The sequence below is a fragment of the Frigoribacterium sp. AP1 genome, assembly GCF_056680555.1.
Genome location: NZ_CM155288.1, coordinates 499,121 through 516,430 on the forward strand (window position 1 = coordinate 499,121; position 17,310 = coordinate 516,430).

The window sequence follows — 17,310 nt, forward strand, 5'->3', positions numbered from 1 at the left end:
ACTCCGCGGGGCCCGGCGGACGCCCCCGTGTCGCTGCTGAGCTTGAGGCTCCCTCATGGCTACCGTCGGGGGCATGACCGACGCGCACCGCCCCTCCTCGGAGCACCTCGACGCCGCCGCCCTGCCGCCGCGCGCCCGCACCGTCGTCGCCGCCCTCCGCGCCGCCGGCGCCGAAGGCGAGGTCCGCGAGTTCGACGAGTCGACCCACACCGCCGCCCAGGCCGCCGCCGCCCTCGGCTGCGACGTGGGGGCGATCGCCAGCAGCCTGGTGTTCCGCACCGGCGACGAAGCCCTGCTCGTGCTCACCAGCGGTGCCCACCGCGTCGACACCGACCTCGTGGCGTCGACGCTCGGCCACGGCCCGATCATGCGGGCCAACGCCGACCAGGTGAAGCGCGCGACCGGACAGGTGATCGGCGGCGTCGCCCCGGTCGGCCACCCCAGCCCGGTGCGGACCCTCGTCGACACCGCGCTGCAGGCCCACGACGTGCTCTGGGCGAGCGCCGGCACCGCGAACACGGTCTTCGCCACGACGTTCGACGAGCTCGTCCGCGTGACCGGCGGCACCCCGGTGCGCGTCGCCGCCGACCACCTCTGAGCCCAGGCCCCCGGTCGTCGAGGTCGGCGGTCACCCGTAGCATCGACGCATGCCGCCCCTCACGTCCGCCCGCGTCGACGCCTGGCCCTGGGCCGTCCGGCTCTACAAGACCCGCTCGGCCGCCAACGCCGCCTGCCGGGCCGGTCACGTGCGGGTCAACGGCGAACGCGTGAAAGCCGCCCAGGCCGTGCGCCCCGGCGACGAGGTCCGGGCACGCATCGCGGGCTTCGAGCGCATCGTCGTCGTCAAGACCTGCCTCGTGAAACGCGTCGGCGCACCGGCCGCGGCCGAGGCCCTGACCGACCTCACTCCCCCGCCACCGCCGCGCGAAGAGGTCGCCGCCGTGCCGGTCCGCGACCGCGGCGCAGGCCGCCCGACCAAGCGCGATCGCCGCGAGATCGAGCGCCTCCGGGACCGCGCCGAGAGCTGACACCCGCTCACCCCACCCGATCGCGGGCTCCCCGCACTGGGGTGGACGGGTCCGGTATCTGTGCGAACGCATCGTCTACGCTGAGGGCACGGCGCTGCCCCGACAGCAGCAGCCTCGGGTCGGGGGACTCGGGGTCACGCCGAACCCTGGGGGACGACATGAGCACGACCGACGCGGCGATGCCGACCGAGCGCGGCGCCGTCACCGTGCTGCCGCGACGCGAGATCGCGCGGGGTGCCACGCTCACCGGCGTCTTCAGCCTGTCGCCCGTGCTGGTCGCGGTGCTCTGGCTGACCCTGCCGACCGGTCACCAGAGCGGCGTCCTGGCCGTGACCTGCGGCGTGGTGGTCATGGGGCTGCTCATGTACTGGCGCTACCGCCTCTCGTACGCCGCCGTCACCCGCACCGAGTTCGTCAAGCGCGGCTGGCTGCCCGGCTTCGTGCGGCTGCGCCGCGACGAGATCGACTCTCTCGTGCTCGTCCGCACCTACCGTGACCACTCGACCGAGACCGTCACGCAGCTGCTCGCCCTCGACGACGAGGGGCGTCGCCTGTTCCGCATGCGCGGCACCTACTGGTCCGAGGCGTCCGTCGAGGCCGTCGTCGACGCGCTCGGCATCCCGACCGCCGTCCTGCCGCATCCGTTGACCCGCCGTGAGTTCTTCGCCGCCTACCCCGACAGCCCCTACTGGTACGAGAGCCGCCCGTGGATCGGCGTCACCGTCGCGGGCACCCTGTTCGCCCTGGCGACCGGCACCCTCGTGGTGCTCTTCCAGGCGTTCGGCAGCGGCGCCTGACCCCGTCCGCCGGAAACGGGCGGGGCCGGCTCGGGGATCAGCGCCGGCGCAGCGTGCCGAAGATGCCCTTGACGACCTCGCGCACGACCGCCTTGCCGGCGCTCGACCCGAGGACCTCACCGAGCAATCCCCCGGTCGACCCGGCCCGCGACGAGCGGGACCCCGAGGAGGCGCGGGTCGTCGCCCCGCGTCCGGCACGGGCCTTCGCGGCCGCCCGCTCGGCCCGCTCGAACTCCTCCTGCTGACGTTCGTACTCGGCCTGGGCGGCCTTCCGCTCGCGTTCCGCGGCGGTGACCGCCTTCGCGTCCGCCCTCTCGCGGGCCGCGGCCTCCTTCAGCTGGGCGTCGATCGTGGCCTGACGTGCCGCGGCGTCGGTCCGCTCGCGCTGGTCGAGCGCGGCGGCCTCGAGCTTGCGGGCCAGGATCTCGCGGGCCGAGTCGCGGTCGATCGACGCCCCGTAGGCGGCGGTCAGCGGCGAGGCGGCGACGGCGGCCGTCATGACGTCGGCGGGGGTCGGCGACATCGAGCCGCGCGGGGCGCGGAGGCGGGTCCACGCGACCGGGCTGGGAGCCCCCTTCTCGTTCATGACCGTCACCACCGCCTCCCCTGTGGCCAGGGTGGTGAGCACCTCGGCGAGGTCGTAGTCGCTCGTCGGGTACGTCGACACCGTCGCCCGCAGGGCCTTCGCGTCGTCGGGCGTGAAGGCGCGCAGCTGGTGCTGCACGCGCGACCCGAGCTGCGCGAGCACCTCGCCGGGGACGTCCTTGGGGGTCTGCGTCACGAAGACGATGCCGACGCCCTTCGACCGGATCAGCCGCACGGTCTGCGTGATCTGGGCCAGGAACTCCTTCGACGCATCCGTGAACAGCAGGTGCGCCTCGTCGAAGAAGAAGACGAGCTTGGGCTTGTCGAGGTCGCCCACCTCGGGCAGGTCGTTGTAGAGGTCGGCGAGCAGCCACATCAGGAAGGTCGAGAACAGGGCCGGCTGGTCGTGGACCCCGGGCACCTCGAGCAGGCTCACGATGCCGCGACCGTCGTCTGCCGTGCGGAGGAACTCGGCGGTGTCGATCTCGGGCTCGCCGAAGAACGCGTCGGCCCCGCGGTCGGCGAAGGTGATCAGCTCGCGCAGGATGACCCCGACGGTCTGCTTGCTCAGCCCGCCGAGTCCGTCGAGCTCGCCCTTGCCCTCGTCGCTGGTCAGCCAGGTCAGCACCGCCCGCAGGTCGGCGAGGTCGAGCAGCGGCAGCCCGGCCCGCTCGGCGTAGTGGAACACCAGGCCGAGGCTGCTCTCCTGGGTGTCGTTGAGGCCGAGCACCTTGCTGAGAAGCAGCGACCCGAAACCGCTGACCGTGGCGCGGACCGGCACGCCGGTGCCCTTGCCTCCCAGGGCGAAGTACTCGGTCGGTGCGGCCTGCGGCGACCAGTCCTGGCCGATGCCCCGCGTACGGGCCAACAGCTTGTCGCTCGCCTCGCCCGGGGTCGCGATGCCCGAGAGGTCGCCCTTGACGTCCGCGGCGAACACCGGCACCCCGGCCGCCGAGAGCTGCTCGGCGAGCACCTGCAGGGTCTTGGTCTTGCCCGAGCCGGTCGCCCCGGCCACGAGCCCGTGCCGGTTGAGCATCGCCAGCGGGATGCGCACGGGCACATCGACCCGCGCCTCGCCGTTCACGAGGGCGCCGAGCTCGAGGGCGGGCCCGTCGAAGCCGTAACCCGCTCGGACCACGTCGACCGCGGCCTCGTCGAGGGGCCCTCCGGGCGGGGTGGGCAGCCCCTCGACCGGGGCGCCCGCGACCGGCTCGGGTTCGGTGAGCCCGGCGTCGGCCGCGGCGTCGGCGACATCCGCCTCGGCCGCGAGTTGCTCGGCGTCCGCCTGCCCGGCCTCGGCCTGCGCCTGCTCGGACCCGACCGCCTCGGCGGCGAGCTGCTCTGCCCTCGCGAGCGCCGCCTCCGCGTCCTGCTTCGCCTTCTCGGCGGCGGCGACCGCTGCGGCGGCCTCCGCCCTGGCCTGCTCGAGCGCGTCCGTCATGCGGCCAGCCTAGGCACCCTCGATGCGTCCCTCCCAGATCCAGCCGCGACCGCGCACGCGCTCCTGCTCGTCGAGCAACCGGTGCGCGACCGGGGCCCAGAGCACCACCGCGACCCCGGCGCCGATCAGCAGCCCGCCGATCGTGTCGGTCAGCCAGTGCGCCCCGAGGTACGTGCGGCTGAGCAGCATCAGCACCGTGTAGACCACACCCGCGACCCACACCCAGACGCGTCGAAGGATCACTCCGAGCACGACGGCCAGTGTCGCGGCGTTGGACGTGTGCCCCGAGGGGAACGAGCCGTAGTCGCTCACCACGAGGATGTCCTCGGGGCGGGCGCGGCCGAACGTGTGCTTGACGACCTGGACGACCCCGGCACTGACCGCGCAGGCGGCGATCCAGTAGAGCGCGGCCCACGGGCGTCGGCGCAACAGGAACACCGCGGTGACGCCCAGCGGGACGACGAAGACGCCGACCACCCCGGCGCCGATCGAGTTGAAGATCAACGAGGGGACGTCCCAGAACGGGCTGCGGTGTTCGACGAGTTCGCCCATGAAGCGCTCGTCGACGCCGATCACGCCGGCGCGGGCCGTGATCACGACGCCCAGCAGCAGCACGACGCCGATGGCGCCGAGCGCACTGAACACCCACCACCGTCGCTGCACACGGCGGGCCACCCGTTCTTCGGACGGGGAGGCGGGCGTCGGGGCGAGCGGGTCGGTGCGCATCCCCAGACGGTACCGGGAGGCGCGGGTCGACGACCGCCGACCACGACGCGCGGGTCGACGACCGCGACGGGCGGTTCGGCGACCGACGAGCAGGAGGCGCGGGTCAGCGACCGAGCGCCGGCACCGTCCGCGGGCGCACCAGCAGCCACAGGCTCGCGATGGCCACGCACGAGGTGGCGACCATGACGCTGCCCATCGGCACGGCCGAGCCGATGCCGAGGAACCCGACCACGGGCGAGATGAGCCCGGCCAGGCCGAAGTTCAGCGCGCCGAGCAGCGACGCCGCCGTGCCCGCCTCCTTCCCGTGGTTGGCGAGGCCGAGCACCTGGACCTGCGGGAACGAGAACCCGCAGGCCGCGATGAAGAACCACAACGGCACGAGGATGCCCACGAGCCCGGCGCCCAGCGAGTCGAGCACGACGATCGAGGCGGCCGCGAGCAGCAGCACGATCGTCGAGCAGGCGAGGATCCACTGCGGCCCGACCCGGCGCGCCAGCCGCGAGCTGATCTGGACGCCGGCGACGATCCCGAGCGAGTTGATCGCGAACAGGTAACCGTACTGCTGGGCGTTCAAGCCGTAGACCTCTTGGAACAGGAACGACGACGCCGAGAGGTACGAGAACAGGCCCGAGAAGACCATCGCCCCGATCAGGGCGACGCCGACGAAGATCCGGTCGCTGAAGAGCACCTTGTATCGCTGCCCGAGGGTCGTGTGCCCGGCCTCGTGCCGTCGCGCGGGCGGCAGGGTCTCGACGATCAGGAAGATCGCGGCGATGATCACGAACGCGCCGTAGGCCACCAGGAACACGAAGATGCCCCGCCAGCTGGTGAAGGCCAGCAGCTGCGAGCCGATGACGGGCGCGACGATGGGGGCGAGCCCGTTCACCAGGGCGAGGCGCGACAGCATGCGCACGAGTGGCAACCCACCGAACAGGTCGCGCACCGTCGCCATGGCGACGACGCCACCGGCGGCGGCCCCCATGCCCTGGAGCACCCGGAACACCGCGAGCAGCTCGATGGTCGGAGCGCTGGCGGCACCGATGCTGGCGAGGATGTGCACGGCGGTCGCCACGATCAACGGCGTGCGGCGGCCGACCTTGTCGCTCCACGGACCGACCAGCAGCTGGCCCACGCCGAAGCCGATCGTGGTCGCCGTCAGGGTCAGCTGGATGACCCCGCTGTCGACCGAGAAGTCACGACTGAGCTCCGGGAACGCCGGCAGGTAGAGGTCGATCGTGAACGGCCCGAGCGCGGTGAGCGCGCCGAGCACGACGACGTAGACGAGCCGCTGGCGGCGGGTCAGGGAGTCACCCGGGTGGACGACGGTGGTCACGAGGCAGGTCCTGTCTGAGGGGGTGGTCACGGTGGGGTGGTCGGGCTCGGCGCACGCGAGGAGGCGCGGCCCCGGCGGGCGGGACGGCTCGCGGGTCGAATCGATGCGACCGCGCCGACGCGCACGACCACCACGTGGTTCGAGGGGGATGGGAGGACGGCGCCGGTGCACGACACCCGTCGCCTCCCAGCCTATCTCCGCGCCGCGCTCCCGCGACAGCCCCCCTCGCGCCGTGCGGTGGCACCTCCCCCACCCGGTCTAGGCTCGGAGCGGCCTCGGACGCGACCGTCCGTCCGGAGTGCCCGAGGAGGAACGTCCATGGTCGACGCGCGCATCGTCCAGACCACGAAGGCGCTGCACACCGCGATCGTCGAGCTCGCCTCGACCCGCGCCGTGTCGAGCATCTCCGTCGCCGACGTCACCCGGGCCGCGGGCATCAACCGCGCGACGTTCTACAGTCACGCGACCTCGCCCGGAAGCCTGCTGACCGCGGTCCTCACCCCCGAGCTCGACGCCATCCGCGACGAGGACCACGCCCTGCGGCTCGAGGGGCGGGCCGACGGCTCCGACGCGACGCGTCGTGCGATGGAGAAGGTCGTCGACCACGTCGTGCGCTACCGCGAGATCTACCGCCTCGCCCTGCCGGACCCGCTCGACGCCTCGATCCACCAGGCGCTGGCCCGCCACTTCGAGGAGTCCAGCGTGCAGCACCTCGGCACCCTGCCCGTCGGCAGCCTGCCCGAGGGGCTCGCGGTGCACATCGCCGCCGGTCACCTGGCGCACGGGCTCGTGGGCGCCATCGAGGCCTGGCTCGGTGGCAAGCGCACGAGCCGACGCGCCCTGCTCGACACCATGAACCTCATGCTGCCCACCTGGTGGGGCTGACCCGCATCGGTCCCCGCAACGACGGATCGGCGGGACGCCGAGCGGCCTAGGAGGCGCGCAGCAGTCCCGGCCCCACGCGCAGCACCCCGTCGGTGAGCGGTTCGCAGCGGACTCCCCCACGCCCTCGAAGGGCGCGGAACGCCCCCGTGTCGAAGACGACGTCCATCCAGGCGCACGGGTTCGCCGCACGGTTCGCCCGGAACGACACCGGGCCGGCGCCCGTGTCGAGGTCGAACTCGCGGCCCACGAGGGCATCGACGTCGACGCCGCGCACGACCACGTTGCGCCGCGTGAGGGCGGCGTCGAGCACCGTGCCCGCGGGCAGGCCGAGCTCGCGAGCCACGTGCTCGAGCTGCTCGGCGGCGAACAGGGTGACCGAGGCCCCGCGGTGCGCCGGGGCGTTGAAGTAACGATCACCCACGATGCCGAGGTGGGCGCGCACGGTGACGGTGTCGTGCGACTCGGGACCCGTGGTCGGAGCCGGGGCCGGGCCGTCGGCGGGGCGGCCCACGTAGCGGGACCGGGGCGACGCGAGCAGCAACTCGACGGTGACCGGCGTCTCGGACGCCACCCGCGCCTCCTGCGCTCGTCGGTCGGTGTCCACGGACGCACGATACCGCCCACCGACGACGACGGCCGGACACCCCGCGCGGGATGCCCGGCCGGTGCCGGTGCTGCCGGAGGGCAGCGGGGGTGCTACTTGGTGAGCGGCTCGAGAGTCGTGTCGTTGGCGTACGCCTCGGCGGCGTTCTCCTTGGTCACGATCTGCGGGGGCAGCAGGTAGGCCGGGACGACCTTGCTGCCGTTGTCGTACGACTTGTCGTCGTTCGTCTCGGCCTTGTCGCCCTTGCTCAGCGAGCTGACCATCGCGACGGCCTGCTTCACGAGGTTGCGGGTGTCCTTGTTGATGGTGGAGTACTGCTCGCCGGCCATGATCGACTTGACCGACTCGACCTCGGAGTCCTGACCGGTGACGACCGGGATCGGCTTGCCGGCCTGCTTCACCGAGGTGATGATGGCGCGGGCCAGGGTGTCGTTCGGGCTCAGGACGCCGTCGAGCTCCTTGTCGCCGTAGGTGCTGGTGAGCAGCGAGTCCATGCGACGCTGGGCGTTCTCGGGCTTCCAGCCGTCGGTCGCCGTCTGCTTGATGTCGGTCTGACCCGAGGCGACGACGAGGGTGCCGTCGTCGATCTTCGGCTGCAGGACGCTCATGGCGCCGTCGAAGAAGACCTTCGAGTTGGCGTCGTCGGACGAACCGGAGAACAGCTCGACGTTGTACGGGCCGTCGGCCTTCTTGGCGGCCATGCCGTCGAGCAGGGCCTGGCCCTGGAGCTCGCCGACCTTGAAGTTGTCGTACGCGACGTAGTAGTCGACGTCCTCGGTGTTGAGGATCAGACGGTCGTAGGCGATGACCACGGCGCCGGCGTCGTGGGCGGCCTTGACCTGGGTGCCGAGCTGGCCACCGTCGGCCGCGCCGATGATGATGACCTTCGCGCCCTTGGTGACCATGGACTGGATCTCGTCTTGCTGGTTCGCCACGGTGCCGCTGGCGGCCGCGTACTGCACGTCGGGCTTGAAGCCGGCGTCGGTGAGGTCCTTGGTGAACAGGTCACCGGCGAGGACCCAGTTCTCGCTCGTCTTGGCGGGCAGGGCCACGCCGATGGTCGAGCCGGACTCGAAGCCCGAGGCCGCGTCGCCCGAACCCGCGTCCGTGCGGGCCGAGTTCGAGCAGCCGCTCAGGATCAGCGTCGTTGCTGCGGCGACCGCGAAGGTCGTCAGCGCGAGTTTGCGCATGCTGTGTCTACTTTCTCGTTGTGAGGGGTGGTGCCGTGTGGGTGCCCGCGGTGCGGACTCCCGGTGGAGGCGCGCCCGGCCGTCGATGGACGGGCGCGCGGGTGGTGGGTCTAGTTGGGCGTGGTGGCCTTGGGACGCTGCACGTCCGAGATGTCGCCGTTCGGGGTGAGGGCGGGCTCGGTCGTCTCGGCATCGCGGCCGACGCCGCTCTGGGCGCCCGGGGGCAGGTCGGAGGCGGCGATGCCGTTCTTGTCGCGGCGCAGGCCCCGGGTGAGGAACCCGGTGATGGACGGACGGCCCTGGCTCTTGTTGTAGACGTCGACGGCGACGGCGATCAGCAGCACGAGGCCCTTGATCATCTGCACCTTGTCGGAGCCGACGCCCATGAGCTGCAGGCCGTTGTTCAGCACGGCGATGACGAAACCACCGACGATCGACCCGGTCACGGTGCCGATGCCGCCGGCGACGGCGGCACCACCGATGAAGACCGAGGCGATGGCGTCGAGCTCCCAGTTCAGGCCGTCCTGCGGGCCGGAGGCTCCGGCACGAGCGACGTAGATCATCCCGGCCAGGGCCGCGAGCACCGACATGTTCATCATGACGAAGAAGTTGATCCGCTTCGCCTTGACGCCCGAGAGCTCGGCGGCGTGCGAGTTGCCGCCGACCGCGTAGATGTGGCGTCCGAAGATCGTGTTCTGCGTCACGAAGCCGTACACCAGGACGAGCACGCCGAGGATGATGCCCGAGATCGGGAAGGACGTGCCGACGCGGCCCCCGGCGAACAGCGTGGCGGCGTAGGCGACGATCGCGACGAGCACGACGAGCTTGACAGCGCTGACCCAGAGGGGGGCCCGCTCGGAGCCCATCTTCTGCTGGATGCGGCGCAGGCGGAACTCGTTGTAGACGACGGCGACGATGATGACGAGGCCGAGCAGCAGGGTGGCGTTGTTGTAGCCGGTGTTCGGCCCGAACTCGGGCAGGTAACCGGCACCGATGACCGTGAAGCCCTCGGGCACGGGGATGGTGTCGGCGTTGCCGACGAACTGGTTGGCACCGCGGAAGAGCAGCATGCCGGCCAGCGTCACGATGAAGGCGGGGACGCCGACGTAGGCGACCCAGAAGCCCTGCCAGGCGCCGATGACGACGCCGACGACGAGGCCGAGCAGGATCGCGGCGCCCCAGGGCAGGCCCCAGCTGTCCATCGCCTTGGCGACGACGATGCCGCTGAAGGCCGCGACCGAACCGACCGAGAGGTCGATGTGGCCGGCCACGATGACCATGACCATGCCGATGGCGAGGATCAGGATGTACGAGTACTGACTGACCAGCGCGATGAGGTTGGTGGGCTGCAGGGTGAGCCCGTCGGTCAGCACCTGGAAGATCAGGATGGCCACGACCAGCGTCGCGATCATGCCGAACTGGCGCGCGTTCGACGTGTTGCCGCCGAACACCTTCTTCAGGTCTTTGATGCCACTCATGCGGCTTGCTCCTTCTTCTTCGAGGTCATGGTTCGCATGAGCGTCTCGGCGTCGGCCTCGGAGGCCTCGATCTCGTTCGTGACGGTGCCCTCGAAGATCGTGTAGATGCGATCGGAGAGCCCCAGCAGCTCGGGCAGCTCGGACGAGATGACGATCACGCCTTTGCCCTGGGCCGCGAGCTGGTTGATGATGTTGTAGATCTCGAACTTGGCGCCCACGTCGATGCCTCGCGTGGGCTCGTCGAGGATGAGCAGGTCGGGGTCGGTGAACATCCACTTGGCCAGGACGACCTTCTGCTGGTTGCCGCCCGACAGCTTGGCGACGCCCTCGTCGACCGTGGGGGTCTTGACGCGCAGGCTCTTGCGGTAGTCCTCGGCGATCGAGTGCTCTTCGTACGTGTTGACCACGGACGCCTTCGAGATCTTGGTCAGCTTGGCCGCGACCGTCGAGCGCTTGATGTCGTCGAGCAGGTTGAGCCCGAGCACCTTGCGGTCTTCGGACACGTAGGCGAGGCCGTTGTCGATCGCGTCCGAGACGTTCTTGATCTCGATCTTCCGACCGTCCTTGACGATCTCGCCCGAGACGAACTGACCGTACGAGCGACCGAAGATGCTCATCGCGAGCTCGGTGCGACCGGCGCCCATCAGGCCGGCCAGGCCGACGATCTCGCCCTTGCGCACGGTGATCGACGAACCCTTGCAGACGAAGCGCTCGGCGGTCTGCGGGTGGCGGACCCACCAGTCCTTCACCTCGAAGAAGACCTCGCCGATCTTCGGGGTGCGGTCGGGGAACCGGCTGGCCAGGTTGCGGCCGACCATGCCGCGGATGATGCGGTCCTCGTTGACGCCGTCTTCTTTCACGTCGAGCGTCTCGATGGTCTTGCCGTCACGGATGATCGTGATCGAGTCGGCGATGGCCTCGATCTCGTTGAGCTTGTGGCTGATCATGATCGACGAGATGCCCCGACCCTTGAGGCCGCGGATCAGGTCGAGCAGGTGCTGCGAGTCTGCCTCGTTCAGGGCGGCGGTCGGCTCGTCGAGGATCAGCAGCTTGACGTTCTTGTTCAGCGCCTTGGCGATCTCGACGAGCTGCTGCTTGCCGACGCCGAGGTTCTTGATGGCGGTGTCGGGGTCGTCCTTGAGACCGACGCGGGCGAGCAGGTCGATCGCCTTCGTCTTCGCCGCGCGCCAGTCGATGGCGCCGAAGCGGGTCGGCTCGTTGCCGAGGAAGATGTTCTCGGTGATCGAGAGCTCGGGGATCAGCGCCAGCTCTTGGTGGATGATCACGATGCCCTGCGACTCGCTCGAGCGGATGTCGCGGAAGCGCATGACGTCGCCCTGGTAGACGATGTCGCCGGTGTAGGTGCCGAACGGGTAGACACCCGAGAGGACTTTCATCAGCGTCGACTTGCCGGCGCCGTTCTCACCGCAGATGGCGTGCACCTCACCGGCGCGGACCTGCATCGACACGTCGTCGAGCGCCTTGACGCCCGGGAACTCCTTCGTGATGGAGCGCATCTCGAGGATGACGGGAGAGTCAACGCCCATGCGGGGCACCCCCGGGGATGTGGCTGCTCGCGAGCTGCTCGCTCTGCGTCACGGCACTGGGCACGTCGTCCTCGACCTTCGACCTCGTCGTCGTCCGCCGGTGATGTGCACCGACGGGCATCCTGTGATTCGTCGCCGCCGTGCCGGACCGTTCGTCGAGCCGGACGAAGGTGCCGGACCCGCCGAATGTGACCGTTCACACTGCGACTGGAGCAAAGCTAATCCCGAGAGGGGGTGCTGTCAAATGCCGATGCGGATCCGTTATCGAACCCGGCCCGACCGACGCTCGTCGCGCCTCCTGACAGCCGTCTCGCCGTGTGGCGCGGGGCCGGTCAGAGGAACCAGGGGCGCGAGGTCGACCCGCGCACCACCAGTTCCGGGGGGATCAACGTGCGGTCGACGACCGTGCCGCCCTCGAGCTCGGCGACGACCAGCTCGACGGCGCGCCGACCGATCAGGGCGAAGTCCTGACGCACGGTCGTGAGCGGCGGCCACAGGTGCGGCGCGGTCGGCGAGTCGTCGAAGCCCACGACGCTGACCTCGCGCGGCACGTCGACGTCGGCCTCGCGGAAGGCGTGCAGCAGACCCACCGCCATCAGGTCGTTGGCCGAGAACACGGCGGTGAAGTCGCGGCGTCGCAAGAGCTCTTGCCCGGCCGTGTAGCCGAAGTCGGCGGTCAGGTCACCGAGGATCGGCGGCTCGATCGACAGCTCGGCCTCGCCCATCTCGAAGAGGAAGCCCTGCATGCGCTCGTCGGCCTCGATCCAGTCCTGCGGACCGGCGACGTGCACGATGTGCCGGTGGCCGAGGTCGATCAGGTGCCGGGTGGCGAGACGCGCCCCCTCGAACTGGTCGACCGAGAGGCTGTGCGCCCGGGCACGCTGCGTCGAGTCGAGCGCGACGATGGGCACGTCGAGGTCGAGCTCGTCGATCACGTCGAAGAACTTGCGTTGCGGGGCGATGACGATGATCGCCTCGACCGCCTGGTTGGTCAGCAGCTGCAGGCTGGCCCGGACGTCGTCGGACGCCGTGGTCGTGCTGGCGATGCTCAACCGGTAGCCGGCCGTCCGCGCCGCCACCTCGATGGCGTTGACGATCGTCTGCGGCCCGAAGTGGACGTTCTGCAGGGTGAGCACGCCGATCGCCTTCGACCGGCTGGTGACCAGCGCCCGAGCGGCCTGGTTCGGCCGGTAGCCGATCTCGTCGATGACGTCGAGAACCTTCTGCCGGGTGCTCGGCCGGATGCTGGGGCTGTCGTTGAGCACGCGCGAGACGGTCTGGTACGAGACCCCCGCCAGGGCGGCCACGTCGCGGATGTTGGGAGCACGCACCTTCTCGATGTCAGGCTTCACCGTCGCTCCGTCGCTCTGTGGCCGGGTGATGTGACCGTACACATCGTCGTCCGGAGACCATTATGCATTCCCCGGTGGTCGCCCATGTCCCGTCCGGGGGCCACCGCCGGGTCGTGACGTGCGCCCGTCGGCGGAGCGCCGACGCGATCGGCGGGCAGGAGGCGCGGTCACCGACCCCGGGGCACCGCACGGCCGCTGAGGGCGAGCGCGAGCACCGCCACGACCGTGCCGACCGCGAAGCAGGCCACGAAGGCGATCGGGCTGGACGCGCCGCCGAGCAGCCCGAAGGCGGCCCCGGTCAGGGCCAGCGCGACGGCCGAGCCGGTGGAGTCGGCGATGGTCAGCGCGGAGCTGTTGAAGCCTCGCTCGGAGTCGGTCGAGAGGGCGAGGACGAGCACCGAGAAGCGCGGATACATGAACCCCATGCCGAACCCCGCGACGGCCCAGGTCGAGATGAGGAAGGCCGGGGGCAGATGGAACAAGGGCGTCAGGGCCGCGACGACGACACCGAGCAGCACCAGGACGATGCCGATGCGGATGCCGTCGCGCTGGGCCACCCGGTCGCCGAGCCGCCCCTGCACCCAGCTGGCGAACGCCCAGCCGAGCGCCCCGAGGGTCAGGGTGACGCCCGAGGCCGAGGCGCTGAAGTCGTATTCGGCCGACAGCATGTACGGGATGTAGACCTCGCTGCCGAGGAACGCCGCCCCGACGAGACCGCGCAGCAGCACCAGGGTGGGCAGCCCCGGCGCGGCGCGCAGCGTGCCCGCCGGCAGCAGCGGCCTCAGGGCCACGGCCAGCACGACGACCGCCGCGACGATGACGACGACGGTCAGCCAGGTCGGGAACTCGGACACCAGGTTGAGGGCCAGCACGCCGAGGGCCGCGCCGACCGACCAGAGGATGCGGCCCATGCTCCAGGGCACGCGCTGCCCGCCCTCGGCCACCACGGGCGGAGGGACGCGACGCAGGCTCGGCAGGACGGCGAAGAACGCCGGCACGGCGAGGCCGACCGCGCCGAGGAAGACCCAGTGCCAGCCCACCGTCTCGGCCACGACACCGGCGACGAGCGGCCCGACGAGACCCGGTACGACCCAGGCCGCGGCGAACCCCGCGAAGATCGACGGGTGCAGACCCGGCGGGTAGAGGCGGGCGACCATGACGTAGAGCCCGACGATGACCGCGCCGGAGCCGACGCCCTGCACCAGGCGGCCGAGCAGCAGCACGACCATGTCGGGCGCGGTGCCGACGACGAGCAGACCGACGGCGAACAGCAGCATCGACGCGATGACGACGACCCGGGGCCCGCTGCGGTCGGCCCAGTTGCCGGCCACCACCATGCCGACCAGGCCGGACGCGAGGGGCGCGGCGAAGCTGAGCGAGTACAGCGCCTCGCCGTCGAGCTCGCGGCTGATGATCGGCATGATCGTCGTGACCGCGAGCGACTCGAACGCCGCGATGCCGATCAGCGCGCACATGCCCAGCGTGGCGAGCCGGTACCGGCCGCTGAGCACGCCCTCGGGGCGGGTGCTCACGGCGGCGTCGGTCATGCGACGAGCCTAGGCCGAGCCACCGACACGGTGCCACGGCGCGGAACCGGGCGGGACGGGACGACCCGAGGAGGCGCGGTGCGGGACTCCCCTGCACCGCGCCTCCTCGGGTCGTGTCGCCCGGACGCCTAGGCGTCGAGGCGCGAGAGCGCCTGCGTGACGTCGCCGAGCAGGTCGTCGACGTCCTCGATGCCGACCGACAGCCGCACGATCGTGTCGGGCACCTCGAGCTCGGTGCCGCGCACCGAGGCGTGGGTCATCTCGCTCGGGTAGCCGATCAGCGACTCGACGCCGCCGAGGGACTCGGCCAGCTGGAACAGCTCGGTCGACTCGGCGAACCGACGGGCCGCCGCGGCGCCCGCCGTCAGCTGCACCGAGAGCATGCCGCCGAACGCGCGCATCTGCCGGGCGGCGAGCTCGTGCCCCGGGTGCGACTCGAGCCCCGGGTAGTAGACGCGCTCGACGGCCGCGTGCCCCTCGAGCGCCCGGGCGATGGCCAGCGCATTCGACGAGTGACGGTCGACGCGCACACCGAGCGTCTTGATGCCGCGCACCGTGAGCCAGGCCTCCATGGGCGCCGAGACGGCACCGACGCCGAACTGGACGAAGCCGACCTTCGCGGCGAGCTCGTCGTCGCGCACGACCACAGCACCGCCGACGACGTCCGAGTGGCCGCCGATGTACTTCGTCGTCGAGTGGACGACCGCGTCGGCCCCGAGCGCCAGGGGCTGCTGCAGGTACGGCGACGCGAAGGTGTTGTCGACGACGACGACCGCCCCGGCCGCGTGCCCGATCTCGGCGAGCGCCGCGATGTCGCTGATCTTCATCAGCGGGTTGCTGGGCGTCTCGACCCAGAGCACGGCCGTCGGGGCGGCCTGCACGGCGGCGCGCACGGCGTCGAGGTCGCTCATCTCGACCGTGTCGAGCGTGACGCCCCAGGGCACCCACACCCGGTTGACGAGGCGGTGCGTGCCGCCGTACACGTCGTTGCCCATGACGATGCGGGTGCCGGGCGCCAGGACCGAGCGCAGCAGGGCGTCCTCGGCCGAGAGGCCCGACGCGAAGCTGAACGCGGCGGTTCCGCCCTCGAGGTCGGCGAGCAGGGTCTGCAGCGAGTCGCGCGTCGGGTTCGCCGACCGGGCGTACTCGTAGCCGCCGCGGAAGCCGCCGATGCCGTCCTGCACGAACGTGGACGACTGGTAGATCGGGGGCACGACCGCACCGGTGGTGGGGTCGAACTCCTGGCCGGCGTGGATCGCCCGGGTCGAGAAACCGTGGGTCATGGGGTGTCCTTTCGAAGGGGACGGATGGTGCGCAGACGGAGGGGGACGAGGAGGCGCGGGTCGGGTCACCGGGTCACGGTGCCGCCCCGGCCGCTCAGGAGGAGAGGAACGAGAGGACGTCCTGGCGCGTGACGACGCCGACCGGTCGGCCGTCGTCGGTGACGAGCAGGGCGTCGACCGACTCGAGCGCGGACCGGGCCGCCGACACGGGCTCGTTCACGCCGATCAACGGCAGCGGGTCGCCGAGGTACGCCGAGATGGCGTCACCCATGGTCGCGCCACCGCGGAAGATCGCCTCGAGCAGCGCCTTCTCCTCGATGGCGCCGACGACCTCGCCGATCACGACCGGGGGCTCGGCCGAGAGCACGGGCATCTGCGAGACGCCGTAGGTCTTCATGATGCCGATCACGTCGTGGACGGTGTCGGACGGGTGCGCGTGGACGAGGTCGGGCAGCTGCCCCGTCTTCGACGCGATCAGGTCGCGGACCGACCGCTCGTCGTGGCTGACGCCGAAGCCGTACGACCGCATCCACGCGTCGTTGAAGATCTTGCCGAGGTAGCCGCGGCCGCTGTCGGGCAGCAGGGCGACCACGACGTCGTCGGGGCCGAGCTCGCGGGCCACGTCGAGGGCGGCGGCGACGGCGAGCCCGGACGAGCCGCCGACCAGCAGTCCCTCTTCGCGGGCGAGGCGTCGGGTCAGCTCGAACGAACGGGCGTCGTCGGCGGCGATGATGCGGTCGACGACCGAGGGGTCGTAGGCGGCCGGCCAGAAGTCCTCGCCGACGCCCTCGAGCAGGTAGGGGCGGCCGGTGCCGCCGCTGTAGACGCTGCCCTCGGGATCGGCGCCGACGACCTGCACGGCGCCTCCGGAGACCTCTTTGAGGTAGCGACCCGTGCCGCTGATGGTGCCGCCGGTGCCGACACCCGCGACGAAGTGCGTGATGCGGCCGTCGGTGTCGCGCCAGATCTCGGGGCCGGTCGTCTCGTAGTGGCTGAGCGGCCCGTTCGGGTTGGCGTACTGGTTGGGCTTGAACGCGCCGGGGATCTCACGCGCCAGGCGGTCGGAGACGCTGTAGTACGACTCGGGGCTGGTCGGTTCGACGGCGGTCGGCGTGACGACGATCTCGGCACCGTAGGCCTTGAGCACGTTGCGCTTGTCCTCCCCGACCTTGTCGGGCAGGACGAAGACGCAGCGGTAGCCGCGCTGCTGGGCGACGAGGGCCAGGCCCACGCCCGTGTTGCCGCTGGTCGGCTCGACGATCGTGCCGCCGGGCTTCAGCAGGCCCTCGCGTTCGGCCGCGTCGATGATGCGCGTCGCGATGCGGTCCTTCGACGAGCCGCCCGGGTTGACGTACTCGACCTTGACGAGCACGGTCGCCGTGATGCCCTCGGTCACCTTGTTCAGTCTGACGAGCGGCGTGTCACCGATCAGGTCGAGGACGGTCTCGGCGTACTTCACGGGTGCTCCGGTTTCTGCGCGGCCTCGTGGGGCGCGGATCGGGTGACGGGAGGGG

Annotated in this window: 15 protein-coding genes; 4 read left to right on the forward strand and 11 right to left on the reverse strand. The window is 71.2% G+C overall.

Going from position 1 to position 17,310, the window contains the following annotated elements; all coding sequences use genetic code 11:
• Positions 1-73 precede the first annotated feature (73 nt).
• From AC1MBW_RS02335 to AC1MBW_RS02345, 3 genes are all read left to right on the forward strand, one after another.
• On the forward strand, positions 74-598 hold the full coding sequence (locus AC1MBW_RS02335) for a YbaK/EbsC family protein (protein WP_480025303.1): 525 nt from the start codon (positions 74-76) through the stop codon (positions 596-598).
• Positions 599-647: 49 nt separating this feature from the next.
• Positions 648-1,028, forward strand: a complete 381-nt coding sequence (locus AC1MBW_RS02340) for an RNA-binding S4 domain-containing protein (protein ID WP_480025304.1) — start codon at positions 648-650, stop codon at positions 1,026-1,028.
• Positions 1,029-1,186: 158 nt separating this feature from the next.
• Positions 1,187-1,825 (forward strand): hypothetical protein, encoded by a 639-nt coding sequence (locus AC1MBW_RS02345; RefSeq protein WP_480025305.1) that lies wholly within the window; start codon positions 1,187-1,189, stop codon positions 1,823-1,825.
• Between the two features lie 37 nt (positions 1,826-1,862).
• Here the strand turns inward: AC1MBW_RS02345 and AC1MBW_RS02350 are convergent, their stop codons facing one another.
• From AC1MBW_RS02350 to AC1MBW_RS02360, 3 genes are all read right to left on the reverse strand, one after another.
• Positions 1,863-3,851: a helicase HerA-like domain-containing protein gene (locus AC1MBW_RS02350; protein WP_480025306.1), complete on the reverse strand. Its 1,989-nt coding sequence runs from the start codon at positions 3,849-3,851 to the stop codon at positions 1,863-1,865.
• A 9-nt stretch (positions 3,852-3,860) separates the two neighbouring features.
• Positions 3,861-4,577 carry a phosphatase PAP2 family protein gene (locus AC1MBW_RS02355; protein WP_480025307.1) on the reverse strand — a complete coding sequence of 239 codons (717 nt, stop codon included), beginning with the start codon at positions 4,575-4,577 and terminating at the stop codon, positions 3,861-3,863.
• A gap of 103 nt (positions 4,578-4,680) precedes the next feature.
• The gene (locus AC1MBW_RS02360) at positions 4,681-5,910 is read right to left on the reverse strand and encodes a multidrug effflux MFS transporter (protein ID WP_056046500.1); all 1,230 of its coding nucleotides are present in this window, start codon (positions 5,908-5,910) and stop codon (positions 4,681-4,683) included.
• A 318-nt stretch (positions 5,911-6,228) separates the two neighbouring features.
• Between AC1MBW_RS02360 and AC1MBW_RS02365 the strand changes: the two genes are divergently transcribed.
• Positions 6,229-6,795, forward strand: a complete 567-nt coding sequence (locus tag AC1MBW_RS02365) for a TetR/AcrR family transcriptional regulator (protein ID WP_480025308.1) — start codon at positions 6,229-6,231, stop codon at positions 6,793-6,795.
• 46 nt (positions 6,796-6,841) lie between these two features.
• Here the strand turns inward: AC1MBW_RS02365 and AC1MBW_RS02370 are convergent, their stop codons facing one another.
• The 8 genes from AC1MBW_RS02370 to AC1MBW_RS02405 form a co-directional block, all read right to left on the reverse strand.
• Positions 6,842-7,399 (reverse strand): MOSC domain-containing protein, encoded by a 558-nt coding sequence (locus AC1MBW_RS02370; RefSeq protein ID WP_480025309.1) that lies wholly within the window; start codon positions 7,397-7,399, stop codon positions 6,842-6,844.
• A 92-nt stretch (positions 7,400-7,491) separates the two neighbouring features.
• Entirely contained in the window at positions 7,492-8,589 is a 1,098-nt protein-coding gene (locus AC1MBW_RS02375; protein WP_480025310.1) for a substrate-binding domain-containing protein, read from the reverse strand.
• A 110-nt stretch (positions 8,590-8,699) separates the two neighbouring features.
• A complete protein-coding gene (gene mmsB, locus AC1MBW_RS02380) occupies positions 8,700-10,067 on the reverse strand; it encodes a multiple monosaccharide ABC transporter permease (RefSeq protein ID WP_054146722.1) in 1,368 nt (455 codons plus the stop codon).
• Complete coding sequence (gene mmsA, locus AC1MBW_RS02385) at positions 10,064-11,614, reverse strand: multiple monosaccharide ABC transporter ATP-binding protein (protein ID WP_054146723.1); 1,551 nt, start codon at positions 11,612-11,614, stop codon at positions 10,064-10,066. Before mmsA ends, mmsB begins: the two co-directional genes overlap by 4 nt.
• 332 nt (positions 11,615-11,946) lie before the next feature.
• Positions 11,947-12,966 (reverse strand): LacI family DNA-binding transcriptional regulator, encoded by a 1,020-nt coding sequence (locus AC1MBW_RS02390; RefSeq protein ID WP_480025311.1) that lies wholly within the window; start codon positions 12,964-12,966, stop codon positions 11,947-11,949.
• Positions 12,967-13,133: 167 nt separating this feature from the next.
• Positions 13,134-14,513: an MFS transporter gene (locus tag AC1MBW_RS02395; protein ID WP_480025312.1), complete on the reverse strand. Its 1,380-nt coding sequence runs from the start codon at positions 14,511-14,513 to the stop codon at positions 13,134-13,136.
• A 128-nt stretch (positions 14,514-14,641) separates the two neighbouring features.
• Positions 14,642-15,796 carry a cystathionine gamma-synthase gene (locus AC1MBW_RS02400; protein WP_480025313.1) on the reverse strand — a complete coding sequence of 385 codons (1,155 nt, stop codon included), beginning with the start codon at positions 15,794-15,796 and terminating at the stop codon, positions 14,642-14,644.
• Between the two features lie 94 nt (positions 15,797-15,890).
• Positions 15,891-17,255, reverse strand: a complete 1,365-nt coding sequence (locus AC1MBW_RS02405) for a cystathionine beta-synthase (RefSeq protein ID WP_480025314.1) — start codon at positions 17,253-17,255, stop codon at positions 15,891-15,893.
• Positions 17,256-17,310: the final 55 nt, after the last annotated feature.